Genomic DNA, 17,947 nt, shown 5'->3' with positions numbered 1-17,947 from the left:
CCGAGCGCCCCAATGCCGCATTGGGTGCATCTGACGCACCCAATGCGGCGTTCGGTGCGTTCAACGCACCCAAAGTGGCATTGGGGCGGTCAAGGCCAGTCACCAGTTGACGGTCTGCCCCTGCCGGTCCAGATAGTGCAGCCCGCCCTTGCCCGCCCAAGCCTCGATCGTGTCGGCGACTCCGGGGATGCTCTCGTCGATGGTCAGCCGCGCGCGAGGGCCGCCAAGGTCCGTCTTCACCCAGCCCGGCGCCATGAGCAGCAGGGTTCGCGGGTCGTCGGCATGCCGTGCCGCGAAGCTGCGCATGAGCTGGTTCAGCGCGGATTTGCTCGCCCGGTAGACCTCGAAGCCGCCGTTCGTGTTGTCGGCGACGCTGCCTTGCCCCGACGACATCACGCCGATCGTGCCCGTCGCGGGGACCAGGTCTTGCAGAGCCTCGACGACGCGCATCGGGCTCAGCGCGTTGGTCACCATGACCTGGACGAAGTCCTCGGTGGACACGTCGGCGAAGGTCGCCGAGGGGTCGGTCGTGTAGTTGGTTCCGGCGTTGACGAACAGCAGGTCGAACGCCGACCCGGCCAATCGCTCGCGCAGCGCCGCGACTTGTTCGGGCACCGCGATGTCGACGGTCTCCACCGTTACCCCGGCCAGCTCGCGCAGTGCTGACGGCGCGCGTTCGGTCGCGGTGACCTGCCAGCCGCGGCCGAGGAACTCAGCGGCAAGCGCGTAGCCCAGCCCCCGCGACGCCCCGATGATCAACGCCTTCATACCAGCTCCTTAGCTATCAATTGATAGCTAACCTACGTCGCCGGGGAGATACCTGTCAAACGATAGGTATTCGGCTACGCTGGCCGGATGAAAGACGAACAGCTCTTCGAGGTGGCCGACCTGATCCTCGCGGTGGCCCGGCACATCAATGCCGCCAAGGAAGCCAACGCCGAGTCGGGAACGCCGCTGGAAGGAGCGGTGATGCGGTTCGTCGACCGGCACCCCGGAACGACGGTCAACGCCGCGGCCGAGGCCACCCAGATGATCTCCAGCAACGTCAGCCGAGCCGTCCGGGGCCTGGAGAACAAGGGCCTGCTGCGCCGGGAAGCCGATCCCGAAGACGCCCGCCGAGTGCGTCTCTACCCCACGCCGAAAGCGGCGGAAAACCTGCAGAAGCTGCGTGACACCTGGTCCGCTCTGCTCGACGGGACTTTCACCGGCCCCGCCGAGATCGACGCCTTGATCAAGACGCTGCACGGCATCGAGGCCCGGCTGGTCGCCCAATCCCGCGACGCCCGCTGAACGATCAGCGGTGCCCGCCCGGATGGACGTGTGTGGGCGGCCCTTCCACCCCGCAATGCAAGCAATCCCCGGGATGCGGCGAATCGTCCGCTTCAACGGCGCCGAGCACGCCGTTGTGAATTCCTAACGCGATCAGCCCGCCGACGATCGCGAGCACCGCGCAGATCACCAACGCGGTCTGCCATCCGGCCGTCAGCGCGGTCGGATCGCGGTAAGCCGAACCCGTCAAACCCGCCGCGGCCGGCAACACCGCCACCGCCAGAAGTCCACCCGATCGGGCGATCGCATTGTTGACCCCGGACGCGACCCCGGCGTACCGGTCCGGCGCGGCGGCCAGCACCGTCGCGGTGACCGGAGCGACCACAGTGGCCAGTCCCAGCCCGAACACCACCACCGCGGGCAGCACCGACCCGAGGTACGACGACCCCGGCCCCACCCGCGTCAGCAGCAACATCCCGACGCCGACCACGATCGGCCCGACCACCAGTTGCAGCCGAGGCCCGATCCGCTGCGCGAGCGCACCCGACCGGCCAGACAGCAACAGCATGATCACCGTGATCGGCAATCCGGCGAGCCCGGCCAGCGTCGGCGAATAGCCCAGCGACACCTGAAGCTGCAGAACCAGCAACATCATCACGCCGCCGAGCGCCGCGTAGACCACGAACGTCAGCGCGTTCGACATCGTGAACGTCCGGTCGCGGAACAACGAAGGCGGCACCAGCGGTTCGGCAGCCCGGTGCTGGAGCCAGAGAAACAGCCCCAGCCCGGCGACCCCGACCACCAGCGCGACCAGCACGATCGGATCGCCGATCCCGCGCACCGGAGCCTCGACCAGCGCGCCGGTCACCCCGGCCAGGCCGAGCGCGCCGACCGCCGCGGCGACGTAGTCCGGATGCCCGGTCGCCGAGGTATCGCGCGATTCGGGCACGAACCGGCGCGCCATCAGCACGACGATCACCGCGAGCGGCAGGTTGATCAGGAACGCCAGCCGCCATGACCACGCCTGTACGAGCAGTCCGCCGAGCAGCGGGCCGACCGCCGCGGCGATCCCGCCGAGGCCGGACCACGAGCCGATCGCGCGGGCCCGGTCGTCGTGCGAGAACGACGACTGCAGGATCGCCAGCGAACCCGGCGTCAGCAACGCCCCGCCGATTCCCTGGAGCACGCGGAACAGCACGAGCAACTCGGTCGACGTCGCCGCCGCGCACAGCCCGGACGCGAGCCCGAACCACACGACGCCGACCAGGTACACCCGTCGCCTGCCGTAGCGGTCGCCGAGCGACCCGGCGACCAGGATCAGCGCGGCCAGCGCCAGCAGGTAGCCGTCGAGAATCCACTGCAGACCGGCGACCGACGCGCCCAGTTCCTCGCCGATCCGGGGCAGCGCGACGTTCACGATCGTGCCGTCGAGCATCGCCATCCCCGAACCGAGGATGGTCGTCCAGAGCACGCCGCGAGCCGCGGGCGTGCCCCAGCGGATGCCGGTCTCCCCCGCGATGCTCACGCGGTCAGGGCAGCAGCGTGGTGACGAACTTGTACCGGTCGCCGCGATAGACCGCGCGGGCGAACTCGACCGGCTTGCCGTCGGTGGCGAACGAATGCCGGGTCAGCATCATCACCGGCATGCCGACGTCCGCGCCGAGGATTTCCGCTTCCTGCGGCCCGGCAAGCGACGTCTCGATCGTCTCCTCCGCGCGCTCCAGCTCGACGCCGTAATGCTCGCGCAGCACCGCATACAGCGAACCGCCCGCGGTGATGTGCTTGCGCAGCCCGCGGAACCGGCCGAGCGGCAGGTGCGTGGTCTCGAGCGCCATCGGCTGGCCGTCGGCGAGCCGGAGCCGGCGCAGCCGCAGGATCTTCGCGCCGTTGCGCAACTGCAGCAGCTTGGTCATCTCGCCTTCGACCGGAAGCTCTTCGAGTTCCAGTAACTGGGACGAGGGCTTCAGGCCCTGCTTGCGCATGTCCTCGGTATAAGAGGACAGCTGCAGCCGCTGCGCGAGCTTCGGCTCGGCGGCGAAGGTGCCCTTGCCCTGGACGCGGTGCAGTCTGCCCTCGGCGGTGAGATCCGCCAGCGCTTGGCGCACGGTGGTGCGCGAAACGGTGAATTCTCCCGCCAGCGCCCGCTCGGTCGGGATCGGCGATCCCGGCGGCAGTGCGTCGAGCAGGTCCAGCAGATGCTGCTTCAGCGCCCAGTACTTGGGTTCGCGCTGCCCTCGCGCAGCAGTCCCCGCCTCGCTCGCGGGGGGTGTCTCCAGCATGCCCGGCTCCCTCAGTCTTCCCACATTAAACGCGCCACTGCCCCGTGAGGAAACGTACCCTTCTCCCGACCCGCTCCGCCCGGCTAGCATTGGTCTAGACCTGACCGGACGCCGCGCAGCACACCGGGACACCCGTCCCGGCGGAGAGGAAAGTGATGACCCAACTACGTCCCGGCGAGCACATGGCCGCGGAAATCTCGGAGCAGCCCAGCGTTCTCGCCGGGCTGGTCGAGCGGCGGTCCGGCATCGCTGAAGTCGCGGAAAAGATTTCACAGAACCCGCCGCGGTTCGCCCTGCTCGCCGCTCGCGGTTCGAGCGACCACGGCGCGCTGTACGCGAAATACCTGATCGAGGTACTCCTCGGCCTGCCGGCCGGCCTCGTGTCGCCGTCCACCGCGACGCTCTACGGCGCCCGTCCGGACCTGCGCGACGTGCTCTTCATCACCGTCAGCCAGAGCGGCGGTTCGCCGGACTTGATCGAGGTCACCGAGGCCGCCCGCCGGCAGGGCGCGCTGACCGTGTCGGTCACCAACACCCCGGACTCGCCGCTGCGCGCGGCTTCGGAGCTGGGCGTGGACATCGGCGCCGGGGTCGAGAAGGCGGTCGCGGCGACCAAGACCTACTCGGCGACACTGATGGCGCTGTACCTCTTCATCGACGCGATCCGCGGCGGCAAGGGAGAGGACGCCGAGAAGATCGGCGAACTGGCCCAGCAGACCCTCGACGGCTCCGTCGAAGGCGTGCAGCGCGCCGTGGACCGTTATCGCTTTGTCGACCGCGTTCTCACCACCGGCCGCGGCTACTCCTATGCCAGCGCGCTCGAAGCGTCGCTGAAGCTGGCCGAGACGAGCTACCTCGCGGCGCGCGCGTACAGCGGCGCGGACCTGCTGCACGGTCCGGTCGCGGCGGTCGACGGCGAGACCGCCGTGCTCGCCGCCACCAGCCTCGGCCGCGGCGGCGAGGCCATGCGCGAGGTCCTCGAAGCGGTCGGCGAGCGCGGCGCGGACGTGCTCGCGGTCGGGTCGGCGGCGAACGACGTGCCCGCCGCACTGCGCATCCCAGTCGCCCCGACCGTCGAGGAATTGGCTCCAGTGCTGGAAATCCTGCCGATCCAGCGGATCGCGCTCGGGCTGTCGCTCGCGCGCGGCGGCAACCCGGACAACCCGCGCGGGCTGCTGAAGGTGACCAAGACCCGGTGAGCCTCGTAGTAGGCGTGGACGCCGGCGGCACCTCGACGCGAGCGATCGCGATCGACGCCGCCGGCGTCGTGCGCGGCACCGGAGCCGCGGAAGGCGCGAATCCGAACTCGCATCCGCCCGCGGTGGCGGCGGCCCGGATCGCCGGGGCCATCGAGTCCGCAGTGGACGGACACACTGACGTGCTCGGCGCCGTGGTCGGCATGGCGGGCGAGAGCAAGCTGTCCGATCCGGCGGTCGCCGCGGAGTTCACCGCGGCATGGGAGCGAATCGGTCTCGCGGGCCGGGTCCGCGTTACCGGCGACGCCGAGGTGGCCTACGCGTCCGCGACGGCCGAACCGGACGGCACCGTGCTCGTCGCGGGCACCGGCTCGATCGCCGGGCGCATCCGCGGCCGGCGGATGGTCGCGACCGCGGGCGGACACGGCTGGCTGCTGGGCGACGAGGGCTCGGGCTTCTGGCTCGGCCGCGAAGCCGTGCGCGCCACGCTCGCCGCGCTCGAAGGCGACGGCCCGCTCGACGGACTGGCCGAGGCGGTCCTCGCCGAAGCGTTCGGACCGTCCGCAGTGGACCTGTCCGATCGCTTCGCGGTCATGTGGGCACTGGTGACCCATGCCAATGCGGAACCGCCGGTCCGACTCGCTCGGTACGCGCCGCTGGTGAGTGCCGCCGCTGCCGCCGGACAGCCCGGCGCGGAGGAGATCGTCGCGCGCGGCGCCCGGCATCTCGTGCGCATCGCGCACGCCACGCGCGAGCCGGGAGAAAAAACTCCGATCGTGCTCGTGGGCAGCGTACTGGCCGAAGACAGCCCGGCCGGGGCTCGCGTACGGGCCGAATTCGCCGGCCTCAACGTTCTGACCAGCTCCGATGGCGTGCTCGGCGCGGCATGGCTCGCGGCGGTGCAAGCGTGGGGCGAGGACACCCCGCGACCATCCCGACGGGTGAATGCCACCAAAACTTGAGCGGAAGAGTCGAAACCGTCGACTCAACCCCTCCGGTCCGGGTACCGTAGGAACCGGCCCCCGGACCCTCCCCCCTCGCCGGGGGCCGCCTTAACTTCCGGGTCCGGTTTCGGATCCGCCCGCACCCGGGTCCTTCGCCAGGCGAAGGCCCGGGTGTTCTGCTGGCAGGCTCCGGTAGAGGACCCAGCCGCTCACCGCCACGGTCGCGGCCACCAGCGGCCAGGAGAGCACCGTGCGCGCCACTCCGAGCGCCACCACCTGCCCGGTCCACCACAACAGGCCGTAAACGACCACTCGCAGCAAGTACTGCAGCACCCACACGCCGCTCGCCCACGAGTACGCGCGCAGCAAAGCCGGGTCGCGCCGCCAGCGGGTCTTCTGCCCGAGGAGCAGTCCCACGATCACGCCGAGCAACGGCCAGCGGACCGCGATGCTCGCCGCGAACAGCAGCGCGCTCGCCGCGTTCGAGAACAGTTGCAGCAGGAAGAAGTCCTCGGCGCGGCCGGTGTGCATCGCGATCAGCGCGGCGATCACCACCGCGGCGAGGCTCACCACCACCGCGCGCGCCTTGTCGCCGCGGATCAGCCGGTACGCGCCCAGCAGCACCGCGACGCCGATCGCGACGCCCGCTCCCCAGGCGATCGACCGGCCGGCGGCGAGCCAGCCGACGACGAACGCGGCGGGCGGGATGCTGGCGTCGATGGCGCCGCGCCGCCCGCCGAGGATCTGCGTGAGCGACTCCCGCGCGGGTCCCTTCGCAGTCTCGTCTGTCACAGTTCCAGCCTGCCGCAACTCCCGGCGGACCCCCAGGTCGGGAGACCTACCCCACATGGCGTCCGGTACGGGTCGGAACGTGAGGTTCGTCCCGGTGAAATTGTCGTAATAGGGAGGCGGAAACCCCCGACAAGGTAAGAGACTGTGACATCCCGCTGAACCAGTCGTGTCCGGCGGGAAGGATACGGGGACGTCCGAATGTTAGTTGGGGTGTACAACTACATCCGGGACTGCACAGGGGTACAGGCGCGCACCAGCGGGAAAGGGGAACCCAGCGTGTACGGGATCAACAGCTACGTAGCCATCGGGGACAGCTTCACCGAGGGCCTCAACGACCATCGGGGCGACGGGACGTTCCGGGGCTGGGCCGACCGGCTCGCCGAGATGCTGGCGGGCGACGAGCCCGGTTTCCAGTACGCGAACCTGTCGCTGCGCGGCAAAATGCTCGACGAGATCATGGACGAGCAGCTCCCGATCGCCCTGGAACTGAAACCCGACCTGGTCACGCTGTGCGCGGGCGGCAACGACGTGATCGTGCCGGGTGCGGATGTCGACGCCATCGCGGCGCGCTTCGAGGCGGGGGTGGCGAAGCTGCGCGCGGCCGGGATCCCGGTGGTGATCTTCAACGGGCCGGACACCAAGACGCTGTCGGTGATGAGCGTGCTGCGCGGCAAGGTCGCGATCTACAACACGCATCTCTGGGCGATCGCGGCCCGGCACGGCGCGAAGATGGTCGACCTGTGGACGATGGAGCCGCTGCACGACCGTCGCGCCTGGAGCGACGACCGGCTGCACTTCACGCCGGACGCGCACCGCCGGATCGCGCTGCTCACCGCCGAGGTGCTCGGCGTCCCGGTCACCGAGGACTGGCGCGAGCCGTACCCGGCGAGCACCGAGCCGGCCACCTGGATCACCTCGCGGCGGTCCGACCTCGCGTGGACCAAGGTGCACCTGCTGCCGTGGATCCGCCGCCAGCTGCGCGGCGAGTCCATGGGCGACGGGCTGTCGCCGAAGCGCCCGGAACTGGCTCCGCTCGTCCCGCTCGTGCCGGACAACCCGGCGAGCATCGAACTCGACCTGCGGGGCGACGTGCGGGGCAACGCGACCGCCTCCTGAACGCCGTCCCTCGACAGTGCCGGCACCGGTGACCACCGGTGCCGGCACTGTCGCGAGAGCCACCCGAACGGCGGCCGTTACCAGGTCGCCAAGCCGACCGGCCCGGCATAGGGTCCCTTTATGTCCGGTGCACGAGGGTGGCTTCGCTTGATCCCCGTGGCAGTGGTGGTCACGGCCCTGCTCGCGGGCCTCGTGACTTGGCTGCAGGGCAGCGGAATCCAGGACGACCTCGCCGCGCGATCACGCTCCGCGCTCGACGCGGCGGGCCTGTCCGGCGGCGAAGTGAAGTTCTCCGGACGGCAGGCGACCCTCGAAGGGTTCCCGGCCGAAGAAGCCGGCCGCGCGCTGGGCATCGTGCAGGGCGTCGACGGGGTCGAGTCCGCGCAAGCTTCCGGCGGCGCCGGGCCGGTGCGACCCGCGCCGTCGCCCGAACCGTCGACGACGCCGCCGTCCAGTCCGCCGCCTTCGAGCCCGCCGCCGACTTCGTCCGCGCCGCCGACCGACCGCGACGGAATCCAGGCCGAACTGGACCGCAAGCTCGCGGCCGCGCCGATCACCTTCGAACCGGACACCGCGCAGCTCACCGACCAAGGCGAGCAGGCCGCGCGCGATCTCGCGCCGCTGCTGCGCGACGCCCCGGACAACTTCCGCTACCGCCTCGTCGGCCGGGTCGCCGACGGTCCGGGCGGGCGCAGCGCGGCACTGAAGCTTTCCCGCAACCGGGCGCTGACCGTGATCCGGTTGCTGATCCGCGAGGACGTGCCGCCGGACCGCTTGCTCGCGGTGGCCAGCGCGAGCGGCGCGGACAACGGGGGCGACAGCGACCGACGGGTCGAGATCACAGTGGAACAGAGGTGATGGCGGATGCTCTGGCTCTTCGGGCAGATCTGGCTGTGGCTGCTCGTCTCGTTCCTGCTCGGGGCGGCGGTCATGTGGCTGTTCACGCGGGCCGCCCGGCCTAAGGCCGAGGCCGAGCCGTACCGGCCCGCGGCGGCTTCGGCTCCGGCTCCGGTGGAGGAACCGGCCGAGGAGACCCGGCACATCCCGCAGGCGAACCCGTACGAGGACTACGAGGAACCGGCGTACCCGCACTACGAGGACCAGCCGGAGCGCGTCTACAACGACTATCCGGACGTCGATCCGGACGAGCCGTACAACGGGCAGCACGCGCCGCACGACGCGGCAGGGCATCCGCTGCCCGATCCCGAGCCGCGGCTGTCCGGCGAACTGAGCTGGCCCGAGGACGACCAGCGGAGTCCGCACTGGCCGCACGACGACGAACCCGCGCCCCGGCGACCTGGACGCAGTGGCTGACACCCACCTGGTAGATTCGGCTACGCACGGTAAGCGGGCGCCGAGGGCCCCGGACGACGTCAGGAGGTCCGATGGCGCTTCCGCACTGGACGCCACAGAACCTGCTGCCGCCCGGCCGCCATCACGCCGACCTCGCCGACGTCTACGAGCGACTGGTCTACGACGCGCCGCACCAGAACGAGCGCGAGATCCTCTTCAGCGCGCTCAACAGCTACCTCGGGGTCGCCCAGCGGGTGATCACGTCCGGGCGGGCCTGGCTCGGCGGCGCGTTCGTCACCCGCACGGCGCATCCGCCGCGCGGGCTCGACGTGGTGCTGCTGCCGGACGAGTGGGGCGCGCTCAAGCGGCTTGACGACAGCGGCCGCACCGCGCTGTACGGCCTGCTGACCCTGCGCGGCATCATCGTCGGCCAGCCCGCGATGTACCTCGACCAGATCCAGCCGGTCGGCGGCATGCTCGACGGTTTCCTGTGCCGTCCCGGCGACGAGGACGTGTGGGAATCGGTGTGGGCCGACGGCGGCAGAGGCATTCCGGAGATGGTGTGGTGAGGAACGAGTTCCGGCGGATCGCCGACGAGATCCCCGGCGGCACGTGGCTGGACGACCTCGCGCGCGCCTCGGCGATGGCGGCGAACGCGAAGTTCGAGCGCACCTGCCGCGCACCGCTGCTGCACGTGTCGGTGATCGGCGAAACGCACATCGACGCGTACACCTTTTCCGACATCAGCCGCGCGCTCCAGGACGCGACGGCGAAAATCGGGCACATCATCCGCAATCCGTCGAACGAGGTCACCTTCGTCCAGCAGGCGGACCGGGACAAGGCCCCGCTGATTCAAAAAGGACAGGCGGGCAACGCGATCTTCTTCGGTTTCCCGGAACCGGCGGTCGACGACGCGCTGATCCACGACGGCATCGAAACGCTGTCCGAGCGCGCGGTGAAGGAACTCTGCGATTTCCTGCCCGCCAACGGTTCCGACGACGGCGCGCTCGACGCGGTGCTGCTGCAGCGCGACACGGTGCGCAACGCGGTCAGCGACGTCGTCAACGCGGTCAGCAAGCACGCGGGCATCGGAATGGCGCTCACGCCCACCGCGGGCGAGCAGGTGACCCGGAGCATGACCACCGAACAGGCGCGGGTGCTGCAGGGCAGCCTGCGCGAGTCCCGCGAGGCGGTCGGCTACGAGACGGTGACCGGACGCCTCGACGGCGTGCGCACCCGGCGGCGGATTTTCTACCTGGAGCGGGAATCGGGCGGAACCATTCAGGGCGCGGTCGCCCCGGATCTGCTCGACCAGATCAAAGAAAACCTCGATCGTCCGGTGACCGCGCGGTTGCGCGTAGTGCGCACGACGACCATCGACGGACGGCGCGGCAGGCCGGTGCACGAACTTCTCGAGATCACTCCGGAAGTCAGTCTTTTCGATCAGTGAATGGCGCGCGCAGTGCCGCGTCGCCAGGTCAGGACCGCCGGGTAAGCACGCGGTCGCTCTTCGGAATCACGCTGCCTTTTCCGGGCAGCAAATGGCGCCGCTGCGCGCAATCCGGCGGGAAATGACCCCGACCGCCCGGACGCGGTAAATGGATGACATTGTCAGTCGATAACGATTATTCCAACTTCGCGGGCATCTGCGTTAGCGTCTTCGCCATCCCAGCGGAAGAGGCACGCATGACGACCGAGCAGCCGTATCCGGCCGCACCCGCGCGACACAGCAGGACCACTACTCGCCCTGGTCCGCACCGTCCGCCCCAGCAGGAGCAGTCCCGGAGGCAGGCCAACTGGCCCGGCGGGCTCGCGGTCACGCTCGGACTGGCCGCGGCCGGTGTCGCCTTCCTCCCGGATTGGGGTTTCCTCGCCTGGCCGCTCGCCGGGGTCGGCCTCGCCGGGGGAATTGCGGGAATCGTACTTTCCTCCCAAGGGAAAATGCGCGGACTGGGCGTCGCACTCACCGGAACCACGCTTTCCGCACTGGCCGCCCTGCTGTGCGGCGCGATGCTGCTGTACCCGTCGATGTTCGGCACCGCGCGGGCGGGCGAACTGCACATCCCGCCGCAACCGGGCGAGAAGCATTCGGTCGACTTCGTGGTGTCCTCGGCGAACGGCGCGACAGTCCGCTTCGGCACGCTGAACGATCAGCGCACCGCGACCACCCCGCCGAGCACCGACGACTGGCACGGACACGCTTCCTACGACGGCGGCAGGCCGGTCCTCTCGCTCACCGCGGACACCGCCAATGCGGGCGTGACCAACCAGATCAGCTGCCAGATCCTCGTCGACGGGAAGAAGATCGCCGAAAGCAGCGGCAGTTCGATCGCGCTCTGCACCTCGAACGTCGAATAGAGCCTGGCGGCCGGCCGGCCTACCCCCATCTCGGCCGGCCAACCGCCACCGAACCGCTCCTGGCGGCTCTTCCAGGTCCGCGCGGTATTCGCCGCGGTCCCGTCGCCGGCTTCACAGCCTGCCCCTCCCCTAGGGCTCCGCCAGCGTCGCGGCCGACCCTACGCGCGCTGACCGCCCGATGGCTAAGAATCCGCTAAGCGGACGCGATTATTACCACGGCGACCTGCGAAAACACAGCTGAACGTTGTACAAGAGCCGGGCGTGGGCGACTGCCCGCTCACTCCCGGCCGGATGCTTTCTTGCCCGCTCGGCGGCATTCCGCGGCCGACGTCTTCAGTCCCGGCACGAGCGGAAGGATCCGGCGTTCCGGGAATCAGCCGCTACTGATCTCCCAGATCAGCCGCTTCCTTCCGCAAGTCCTCGACCTGCCGAGGGTTCATCCGCTCGTACAACGCCACCGCCCGCCGGTACTGCTCCCTCGCGAGCTCCAGCCGTTCCTGGCCGCGCAGGATCCGCGCCAGGGTCACCCGCAAGATGCCCTCCTGCAGTTCGAACTGCCGCGCGACCGCCAGCGACACGGCCTCCCTCGCGTAGCGTTCAGCGGCCTCCAGGTCGCCGATGCCCAGATGCAGTTCCGCGAGGTTGTTCAGCGACACCACGGCATAGCTGTCGTCGCCGAGTTCGCGGTCTATCTCCAGCGACGCCAGCTGATGCGTGATCGCTTCGGCCGGACGGCCCGCGCGCTTCTCCGTCTCCGCGCAGTTGTTGAGCGCCTGGCCGCGCAGTTCGAGATCGCCCGTGCGCTCGGTCTCCGCGACCGCCTCCAGCAGCCGTTCGATCGCCTCCGAATAGCGGCCGAGCAGGGTCAGCACGCTGCCGAGGTGGATTTTGGCGACGATGAGCGAGCGGCCGTCGAGCCGGGTGGCCAAGCCGACCGCGCGTTCGGCGTCGGCGATGCTGGCCTGCGAAAGCTCGAAGGTGAGCGCGATGGCGCAGCGGGAGATCAGCATCCAGCACTGCCCGAGCGGTTCGTCCGCGGCTTCGGCGGCGGCGAGGCCGAGGTCGACCAGCCGGATCCATTCCTCGTACAGCGGGCAGACGACCCGGTAGGTGTGCGCGACGCGGGCGAGCCGCCAGACGTCGGCGTAGCGGCCGTCGGCGTGGGCGGCGTCGAGCACGGCCAGCAGGTTCGGCCATTCCGCGGCGAACCAGTCCTGCGCCTGGGCGAAGGTTTCCAGCGGCGGCAGCGCGTCCGGCGGCACGAGGCCGGTGAGGTCGAGCGGGTCGACGATGCGCAGCATCTTCCGCCGCGCGGTGTCCGAGGCGGCCTGGTGGTAGCGGATCGCCCGGTCGAGCACCGCCGCGCGTTCGGCTGGCTCCAGTTCGGTTTCCGCCAGCTCCCGCAGGTACAGCCGGACCAGGTCGTGCGGGGCGAAGGCGTCGCGCGAAGTCTCGGCGATCAGGTTGTGCGCGGCCAGCGTGCGGAGTTCGCGGCGGGCCTGCTGCACCGGGATCTGCGCGATGGCCGCCGTCAGGTGCGGGCCGGTGTGCCGGGCGGGCACGGCGCCCAGGCGCAGCAGGGTCCGGGCCAGTCCGTCCGGCAGGCCGCGGAAGGAGACGTCGAACGCGGCCCGGACGCCGTCGTCGGCTCCGGTGACATCGAGTCCGGCCAGCCGGGTGCGTTCGTTTCCCAGCTCGCCGACGAGATCCTTGAGTGTCCACTGTGGACTCGCGGCGAGCTTGGCCCCGGCGATCCGCAGCGCGAGCGGCAGGTAGCCGCACAGCCGGGCCAGCGCGTGGTTGAGGTCGAAGTCGGCGGGCCCGGCCAATTCCTCGATCACGCTCACCGCGTCTTCCGGCGCGAGCGTGCCGAGCACGCGCAGCTTCGCCGCGTGGGACACCGCCAGCGCCTCCAGCCGCGACCGGCTGGTCACCACCGTCATCGACCGTGCGCCCGGAGGAAGCAACGGACGCACCTGTTCGGCCGAACGCGCGTCGTCGAGCAGCACGAGCATCCGCCGCCCGGCGATCAGCGAGCGGTACAGCGCGACGCGTTCGTGCACCTGCTCCGGCACCTCGTCCGCGGGCACGCCCAGCCCGAGCAGGAACTGCGACAGCAGATCGCCTGGTTCCAGCGGCGGCTGATGCGGATCGAACCCTTGCAGCGCCGCGTACAGCACCCCGTCCGGGAACAGCCGGGCCGCGCGGTGCGCCCACCAGATGACCAGCGCGCTCTTGCCGACCCCGGCGGTGCCCGACACGATGACCGTGCTGTCGCCGCGTTCAGCGAGCCCGTCGAGCCATTCCACCTCCGTCTCGCGTCCGGCCAGCGTCGGCAGCGCGGGCGGCAGCTGAGACGGCGCGACGGCCTGCTCCGGAACCGCGCTCTCGTGCGCGGCGAGATCGTCGTTGAGCACCCGCTCGTGCAGCGAGCGCAGATCCGCGCCGGGTTCGACGCCGAGCGAGCCGAGGGTGGCCCGCGAGACGGTGCGGTACAGCTCGAGCGCTTCCCCGCGCCGCCCGGCGTGGTAGAGCGCGCGCATCAGCTGTCCGGCGATGCGCTCGGCGAGCGGGTCGGCGCGGACGATCGGGCTCAGCTCCACGATCAGCTCGTCGTAGCGGCCGAGGTCGAGATCCGCGTTGATCCGGGCGTAGCGGATCGCGCGCCGCAACTCCTCCAATTCGGGCGCCCGCACCGAATCGGGCACGCCGGACAGCGTGGGCCCCTGCCACAGCGCGAGAGCTTCGGCGAGCAGCTTCGAGGCGCTCTCCGGCGATTCCAGCGCGGCCTGGTCCAGCAACGCCCGCGCCCGGTGCGCGTCGATCCGGTCCGGCGCGAGGGAAAGCTGGTAGCCCGGCGGACGGGTGCTGATCTCGGCGACCGGATCGGCCATCTCCCGCAGCAGCCTGCGCAACTGCGACACGTTGCCGTGCACGATGGTGCGAGCGGTGGCGGGCGGATCGTGGCCCCACAGCGCGTCGATGATCTCCTCGAGCGGCACCACCTTGCCCACGCGCAGCGCGAGCAGCGCCAGCAGTCCCCGCACCCCGGGGCCGCCGACGGGTACCGCACGGCTGCCGTCGAGCAGCCGCACCGGGCCGAGCAGTTCGACCCGCGCGCCGCCATCGGCCATGCTCGCGCGCACCTCCCAGGCTCACCCCCAGCCAGACAGGTCAACTTACCGTCAGCGGCAGCCCGCAGAAACCGCTCTTTCGTGAATTTCGCCCCTGAACAGACGAGTCCGGCCCCGCACCATCAGTCCCGATCTGATGGTGCGGGGCCGGACTCAATGATCGTCGGCCGGGCCGCCAGGGGGCGCGGTCCACCCGTGCATCGCGGCCGTCCGCCCGCGGTTCGGGGGGCTCACCCCGAGCAAGAACCCGGACCGCCGCGGACAACCATGCCTGCGCAGACGAGCTGCGAGGTGGCGACAACGTAACAGGGCGCACATTCTTCGTTACGAGCGACCCGCCGATAGGCGAAGGTAACGCTGGTCACCGCGTGATCGGAGCCGAGTTGCGGCCCGCGATGAACGACGGCCGCGGCGCGCTCGCGGCGAACGGCTCCTGCAACGCGTTCTCCACGCTGTTGAACACCAGGAAGATGTTCGAGCGCGGATACGGCGTGATGTTGTTCGACGATCCGTGCATGATGTTCGAGTCGAACCACAGCGCCGAGCCCGCCGAACCGGTGAACTGCTCGATGCCGCAGTCCGCGGCGAGCTTGGTGATGTCGTCGTTGGTCGGCACCCCCACCCGCTGGTCCTTGAGCGAGCTCTTGTAGTTGGCGTCCGGGGTCTCGCCAACGCACTGCACGAACGTGCGCTGCGAACCCGGCATGACCATGAGCCCGCCGTTGTACGGGTAGTTGTCGGTGAGCGCGATCGAGCAGCTCACCGCCCGCGGCGACGGCATGCCGTCCTCCGCGTGCCAGGTCTCGAAATCGGAATGCCAGTAGAAGCCGGTGCCCTTGAAGCCCGGCATGTAGTTGATCCGGCTCTGGTGGATGTAGACCTCGGAGCCGAGGATCTGCCGCGCCCGGTCGAGCACCCGGGGATCGCGTACCAGCTCGGCGATCAGGCCGGAGATCTCGTGCACGTCGAAGATCGACCGGACCTCGCCGGTCCGCGCCTCGGTGATCACGCGTTCGTCGTCGCGCAGCTTCTCGTCCGACGACAGCCGGACGACCTCCTGCCAGTACGTCTGGACCTCACCGGGCGAGAGCAGCCCCTCGACGACCGTGTAGCCCTTGGCGTCGTGGTTCGCCAGGGTCGCGGCGTCGATCGGGCCGTCAGCCTCGGTACCCCACACCGTGGGGTGCACGCGCGGAAGGTGCTCCGGCGTACCGGTGATCCGGGTCGGGTAACCGTCTTCGACCCGGGTGTCCATGATCGTCACAGTGGCTCGCCTCCAGTTCTTCTGGCGTTTCTTCTTTCTCGGGGTGGTGGTGGGAGCGACGCAGTGTCAGGAGTCTTCGGTGACGAGCGGGTAGACCCCGTTCTCGTCGTGCACCTCGCGGCCGGTGACCGGCGGGTTGAACACGCACACGCACTTGATCTCGGTCTTCGGGCGGACCTGGTGCTTGTCGTGGTCGTTCAGCAGGTACAGCGTGCCCGGCTTGAGCTGGTGCACCTCACCGGTGGCGAGGTCTTCGATCTCGCCCTCGCCGGAGGTGATGAAAACGGCCTCGATGTGGTTGGCGTACCAGAAGTCGTTCACCGTGCCCGCGTACAGCGTCGTCTCGTGCACCGAGAAGCCGACGCCCTCCTTCGCGAGGATGATGCGCTTGCTGCGCCAGTTCGGGGTCTTGATGTCAGCGTCGGTGTCGGTGATCTCGTCGAGCGTGCGGACCAGCAAGTGAAGAGCTCCTTCTTGTTCTTCGGGGTGGTTACTTGAGGACGGCGGCGACGGACTCGGTGATGATCGCGAGACCCTCGCTCAGTTCCTCGTCGGTGAGGGTAAGCGGCGGCAGCAGTTTCATCACTTCGCCGTCCGGACCGGAGGTCTCCATCAGCAGGCCGCGTTCGAAGGCGGCCTTGCAGACCGCGCCCGCCAGCTCGCCGCTGCCGAATTCGAGACCGCGCGCCAGACCGCGGCCCTTCGCGACGAGGTTCGCCTCCGGGTAGCTCTCCACCAGGTCCTTGAAGGTGCTCGCGATGCGCTCGCCCTTGGCCTTGGTCGACTTCTCCAGCTCGTCGTCGCTCCAGTAGACGCGCAGCGCCTCGGTCGCGGTGACGAACGCCGGGCTGATGCCGCGGAAGGTGCCGTTGTGCTCGCCCGGCTCCCAGACGTCCAACTCCGGCTTGATCAGCGTGAGCGCCATCGGGAGGCCGTAGCCGCCGATCGACTTCGACAGGCACACGATGTCCGGCGAGATGCCGGCGTCCTCGAAGCTGAAGAACGGGCCGGTGCGGCCGCAGCCCATCTGCACGTCGTCGAGGATGAGCAGGATGCCGTGCCGCTTGCACAGGTCGTCGAGGCCCTTGAGCCATTCCAGGCGCGCGGCGTTGATGCCGCCCTCGCCCTGCACGCCCTCCACGATCACCGCGGCGGGCTCGTTCAGGCCGCTGCCGGAGTCTTCGAGCAGCTTCTCGAAGTACATGAAGTCCGGCATCGCGCCGTCGAAGTACTTGTCGTACGGCATCGGCGTCGCGTGCACCAGCGGGATGCCCGCGGCACCGCGCTTCATCGAGTTGCCGGTGACCGACAGCGCGCCGAGCGTCATGCCGTGGAACGCGTTGGTGAAGTTGATGACCGATTCCTTGCCGGTCACCTTGCGCGCCAGCTTCAGCGCGGCCTCCACGGCGTTCGCGCCGCCGGGCCCGGGGAAGACGATCTTGTAGTCCAGCTCGCGCGGCGCGAGGATCTTCTCCCGGAAGGTCTCCAGGAAGTCCCGCTTCGCGACGGTGTACATGTCGAGCGCGTGCGTGACGCCGTCGCGCTGGATGTAATCGATCAGCGCCTTCTTCAGGTGCGGGTTGTTGTGCCCGTAGTTCAGCGCGCCGGCACCGGCGAAGAAGTCGAGGTAGGCCTTGCCGTCCTCGCTGTAGAGCCTGCTGCCCTGCGCCCGGTCGAAGACGACCGGCCACCCCCGGCTGTAGCTGCGGACTTCTGATTCGAGCTCTTCGAAGATGCTCATAACGATTTCTTTCGCTCCTACTCGGCGAAATTGACGGGTTATTAGCGGCGCAACGGCCCGATGCGGTAAAGATCCTCGGGTTCGTGCGCCTCCCCCTGCGGAAAATCAGCGACCTCGAACAACCGGCGGTGTTCCAGATCCGCGTCCCAGCGCTTCGCGAACGACTCGAAGAGGCGGATCGACGCCGCGTTGTCCGGAGTGATCGTGGTTTCCAGGTACCGCACGCCCTCGCCGACCAGACGCGTGTACAGGCTGTCCAGCAACTGCCCGGCCAGGCCTTTTCCGCGTTGCGACGCGTCGACGGCGACCTGCCACACGAGCGCGACGTCCGGTGCGGACGGCCTTCGGTAAGCGATCACGAATCCGACTGGCTCACCGTCGACGCGGGCGACGACCGAGGTCTCCGCGAAATCCTTGCACCACAACAGGTACGCATACGGCGAGTTGAGATCAAGCTTCTGCGAATCGCGTGCGATTCGCCAGAGAGCGGCACCATCGGCCTTGGTCGGGGATTCGATCAAGTGCTTTCCGGACATACTTTGGAAACGTAACAGAGAATTT

At 69.6% G+C, this 17,947-nt stretch carries 18 protein-coding genes; 9 read left to right on the top strand and 9 right to left on the bottom strand.

Annotated elements, in window-relative coordinates; all coding sequences use genetic code 11:
- Positions 1-99: 99 nt before the first annotated feature.
- Positions 100-768, bottom strand: a complete 669-nt coding sequence (locus H4281_RS42150) for an SDR family NAD(P)-dependent oxidoreductase (RefSeq protein WP_182896448.1) — start codon at positions 766-768, stop codon at positions 100-102.
- Positions 769-855: 87 nt separating this feature from the next.
- Between H4281_RS42150 and H4281_RS42145 the strand changes: the two genes are divergently transcribed.
- The gene (locus tag H4281_RS42145) at positions 856-1,290 is read left to right on the top strand and encodes a MarR family winged helix-turn-helix transcriptional regulator (RefSeq protein WP_182896447.1); all 435 of its coding nucleotides are present in this window, start codon (positions 856-858) and stop codon (positions 1,288-1,290) included.
- A 4-nt stretch (positions 1,291-1,294) separates the two neighbouring features.
- Here H4281_RS42145 and H4281_RS42140 read toward each other — a convergent pair whose 3' ends face one another.
- Both H4281_RS42140 and H4281_RS42135 read right to left on the bottom strand, forming a co-directional pair.
- Complete coding sequence (locus H4281_RS42140) at positions 1,295-2,794, bottom strand: MFS transporter (protein WP_182896446.1); 1,500 nt, start codon at positions 2,792-2,794, stop codon at positions 1,295-1,297.
- 4 nt (positions 2,795-2,798) lie between these two features.
- The gene (locus H4281_RS42135) at positions 2,799-3,548 is read right to left on the bottom strand and encodes a GntR family transcriptional regulator (RefSeq protein ID WP_009084055.1); all 750 of its coding nucleotides are present in this window, start codon (positions 3,546-3,548) and stop codon (positions 2,799-2,801) included.
- Positions 3,549-3,703: 155 nt separating this feature from the next.
- On the opposite strand from H4281_RS42135, the gene H4281_RS42130 reads away from it, so the two are divergent.
- Together H4281_RS42130 and H4281_RS42125 are read left to right on the top strand one after the other, a co-directional pair.
- Positions 3,704-4,747, top strand: a complete 1,044-nt coding sequence (locus H4281_RS42130; RefSeq protein WP_182896445.1) for an SIS domain-containing protein — start codon at positions 3,704-3,706, stop codon at positions 4,745-4,747.
- Positions 4,744-5,706 (top strand): N-acetylglucosamine kinase, encoded by a 963-nt coding sequence (locus H4281_RS42125; RefSeq protein WP_182896444.1) that lies wholly within the window; start codon positions 4,744-4,746, stop codon positions 5,704-5,706. The genes H4281_RS42130 and H4281_RS42125 overlap by 4 nt, the downstream gene beginning before the upstream one ends.
- Before the next feature lie 90 nt (positions 5,707-5,796).
- Here the strand turns inward: H4281_RS42125 and H4281_RS42120 are convergent, their stop codons facing one another.
- Positions 5,797-6,480 (bottom strand): DUF3159 domain-containing protein, encoded by a 684-nt coding sequence (locus H4281_RS42120; RefSeq protein WP_182896443.1) that lies wholly within the window; start codon positions 6,478-6,480, stop codon positions 5,797-5,799.
- A gap of 276 nt (positions 6,481-6,756) precedes the next feature.
- Between H4281_RS42120 and H4281_RS42115 the strand changes: the two genes are divergently transcribed.
- The 6 genes from H4281_RS42115 (at position 6,757) to H4281_RS42090 (ending at position 11,247) form a co-directional block, all read left to right on the top strand.
- Positions 6,757-7,596, top strand: a complete 840-nt coding sequence (locus H4281_RS42115) for an SGNH/GDSL hydrolase family protein (RefSeq protein ID WP_182896473.1) — start codon at positions 6,757-6,759, stop codon at positions 7,594-7,596.
- A gap of 156 nt (positions 7,597-7,752) precedes the next feature.
- Positions 7,753-8,454 carry an OmpA family protein gene (locus H4281_RS42110; protein ID WP_237600969.1) on the top strand — a complete coding sequence of 234 codons (702 nt, stop codon included), beginning with the start codon at positions 7,753-7,755 and terminating at the stop codon, positions 8,452-8,454.
- A 6-nt stretch (positions 8,455-8,460) separates the two neighbouring features.
- On the top strand, positions 8,461-8,910 hold the full coding sequence (locus H4281_RS42105; RefSeq protein ID WP_182896441.1) for a LapA family protein: 450 nt from the start codon (positions 8,461-8,463) through the stop codon (positions 8,908-8,910).
- Positions 8,911-8,981: 71 nt separating this feature from the next.
- Entirely contained in the window at positions 8,982-9,458 is a 477-nt protein-coding gene (locus H4281_RS42100) for a DUF6932 family protein (protein ID WP_182896440.1), read from the top strand.
- Positions 9,455-10,339, top strand: a complete 885-nt coding sequence (locus H4281_RS42095; RefSeq protein WP_067580198.1) for a hypothetical protein — start codon at positions 9,455-9,457, stop codon at positions 10,337-10,339. Before H4281_RS42100 ends, H4281_RS42095 begins: the two co-directional genes overlap by 4 nt.
- Before the next feature lie 236 nt (positions 10,340-10,575).
- Entirely contained in the window at positions 10,576-11,247 is a 672-nt protein-coding gene (locus H4281_RS42090) for an AI-2E family transporter (protein WP_182896439.1), read from the top strand.
- Between the two features lie 380 nt (positions 11,248-11,627).
- On the opposite strand, the gene H4281_RS42085 is transcribed toward H4281_RS42090, so the two are convergent.
- The 5 genes from H4281_RS42085 to ectA form a co-directional block, all read right to left on the bottom strand.
- On the bottom strand, positions 11,628-14,381 hold the full coding sequence (locus tag H4281_RS42085) for an AfsR/SARP family transcriptional regulator (protein ID WP_182896438.1): 2,754 nt from the start codon (positions 14,379-14,381) through the stop codon (positions 11,628-11,630).
- Between the two features lie 361 nt (positions 14,382-14,742).
- A complete protein-coding gene (thpD, locus tag H4281_RS42080; RefSeq protein WP_182896437.1) occupies positions 14,743-15,645 on the bottom strand; it encodes an ectoine hydroxylase in 903 nt (300 codons plus the stop codon).
- 66 nt (positions 15,646-15,711) lie between these two features.
- Positions 15,712-16,104: an ectoine synthase gene (locus tag H4281_RS42075; RefSeq protein ID WP_037807993.1), complete on the bottom strand. Its 393-nt coding sequence runs from the start codon at positions 16,102-16,104 to the stop codon at positions 15,712-15,714.
- 31 nt (positions 16,105-16,135) lie between these two features.
- Complete coding sequence (ectB, locus tag H4281_RS42070; RefSeq protein WP_182896436.1) at positions 16,136-17,386, bottom strand: diaminobutyrate--2-oxoglutarate transaminase; 1,251 nt, start codon at positions 17,384-17,386, stop codon at positions 16,136-16,138.
- Positions 17,387-17,427: 41 nt separating this feature from the next.
- Complete coding sequence (ectA, locus tag H4281_RS42065; RefSeq protein ID WP_182896435.1) at positions 17,428-17,922, bottom strand: diaminobutyrate acetyltransferase; 495 nt, start codon at positions 17,920-17,922, stop codon at positions 17,428-17,430.
- Positions 17,923-17,947: the final 25 nt, after the last annotated feature.

The organism is Amycolatopsis dendrobii (assembly GCF_014145675.1).
Classification (GTDB): Bacteria; Actinomycetota; Actinomycetes; order Mycobacteriales; family Pseudonocardiaceae; genus Amycolatopsis; species Amycolatopsis dendrobii.
Note: the sequence above shows the minus strand (reverse complement) of the source record. Positions and strands in the feature narration are given on the sequence as shown.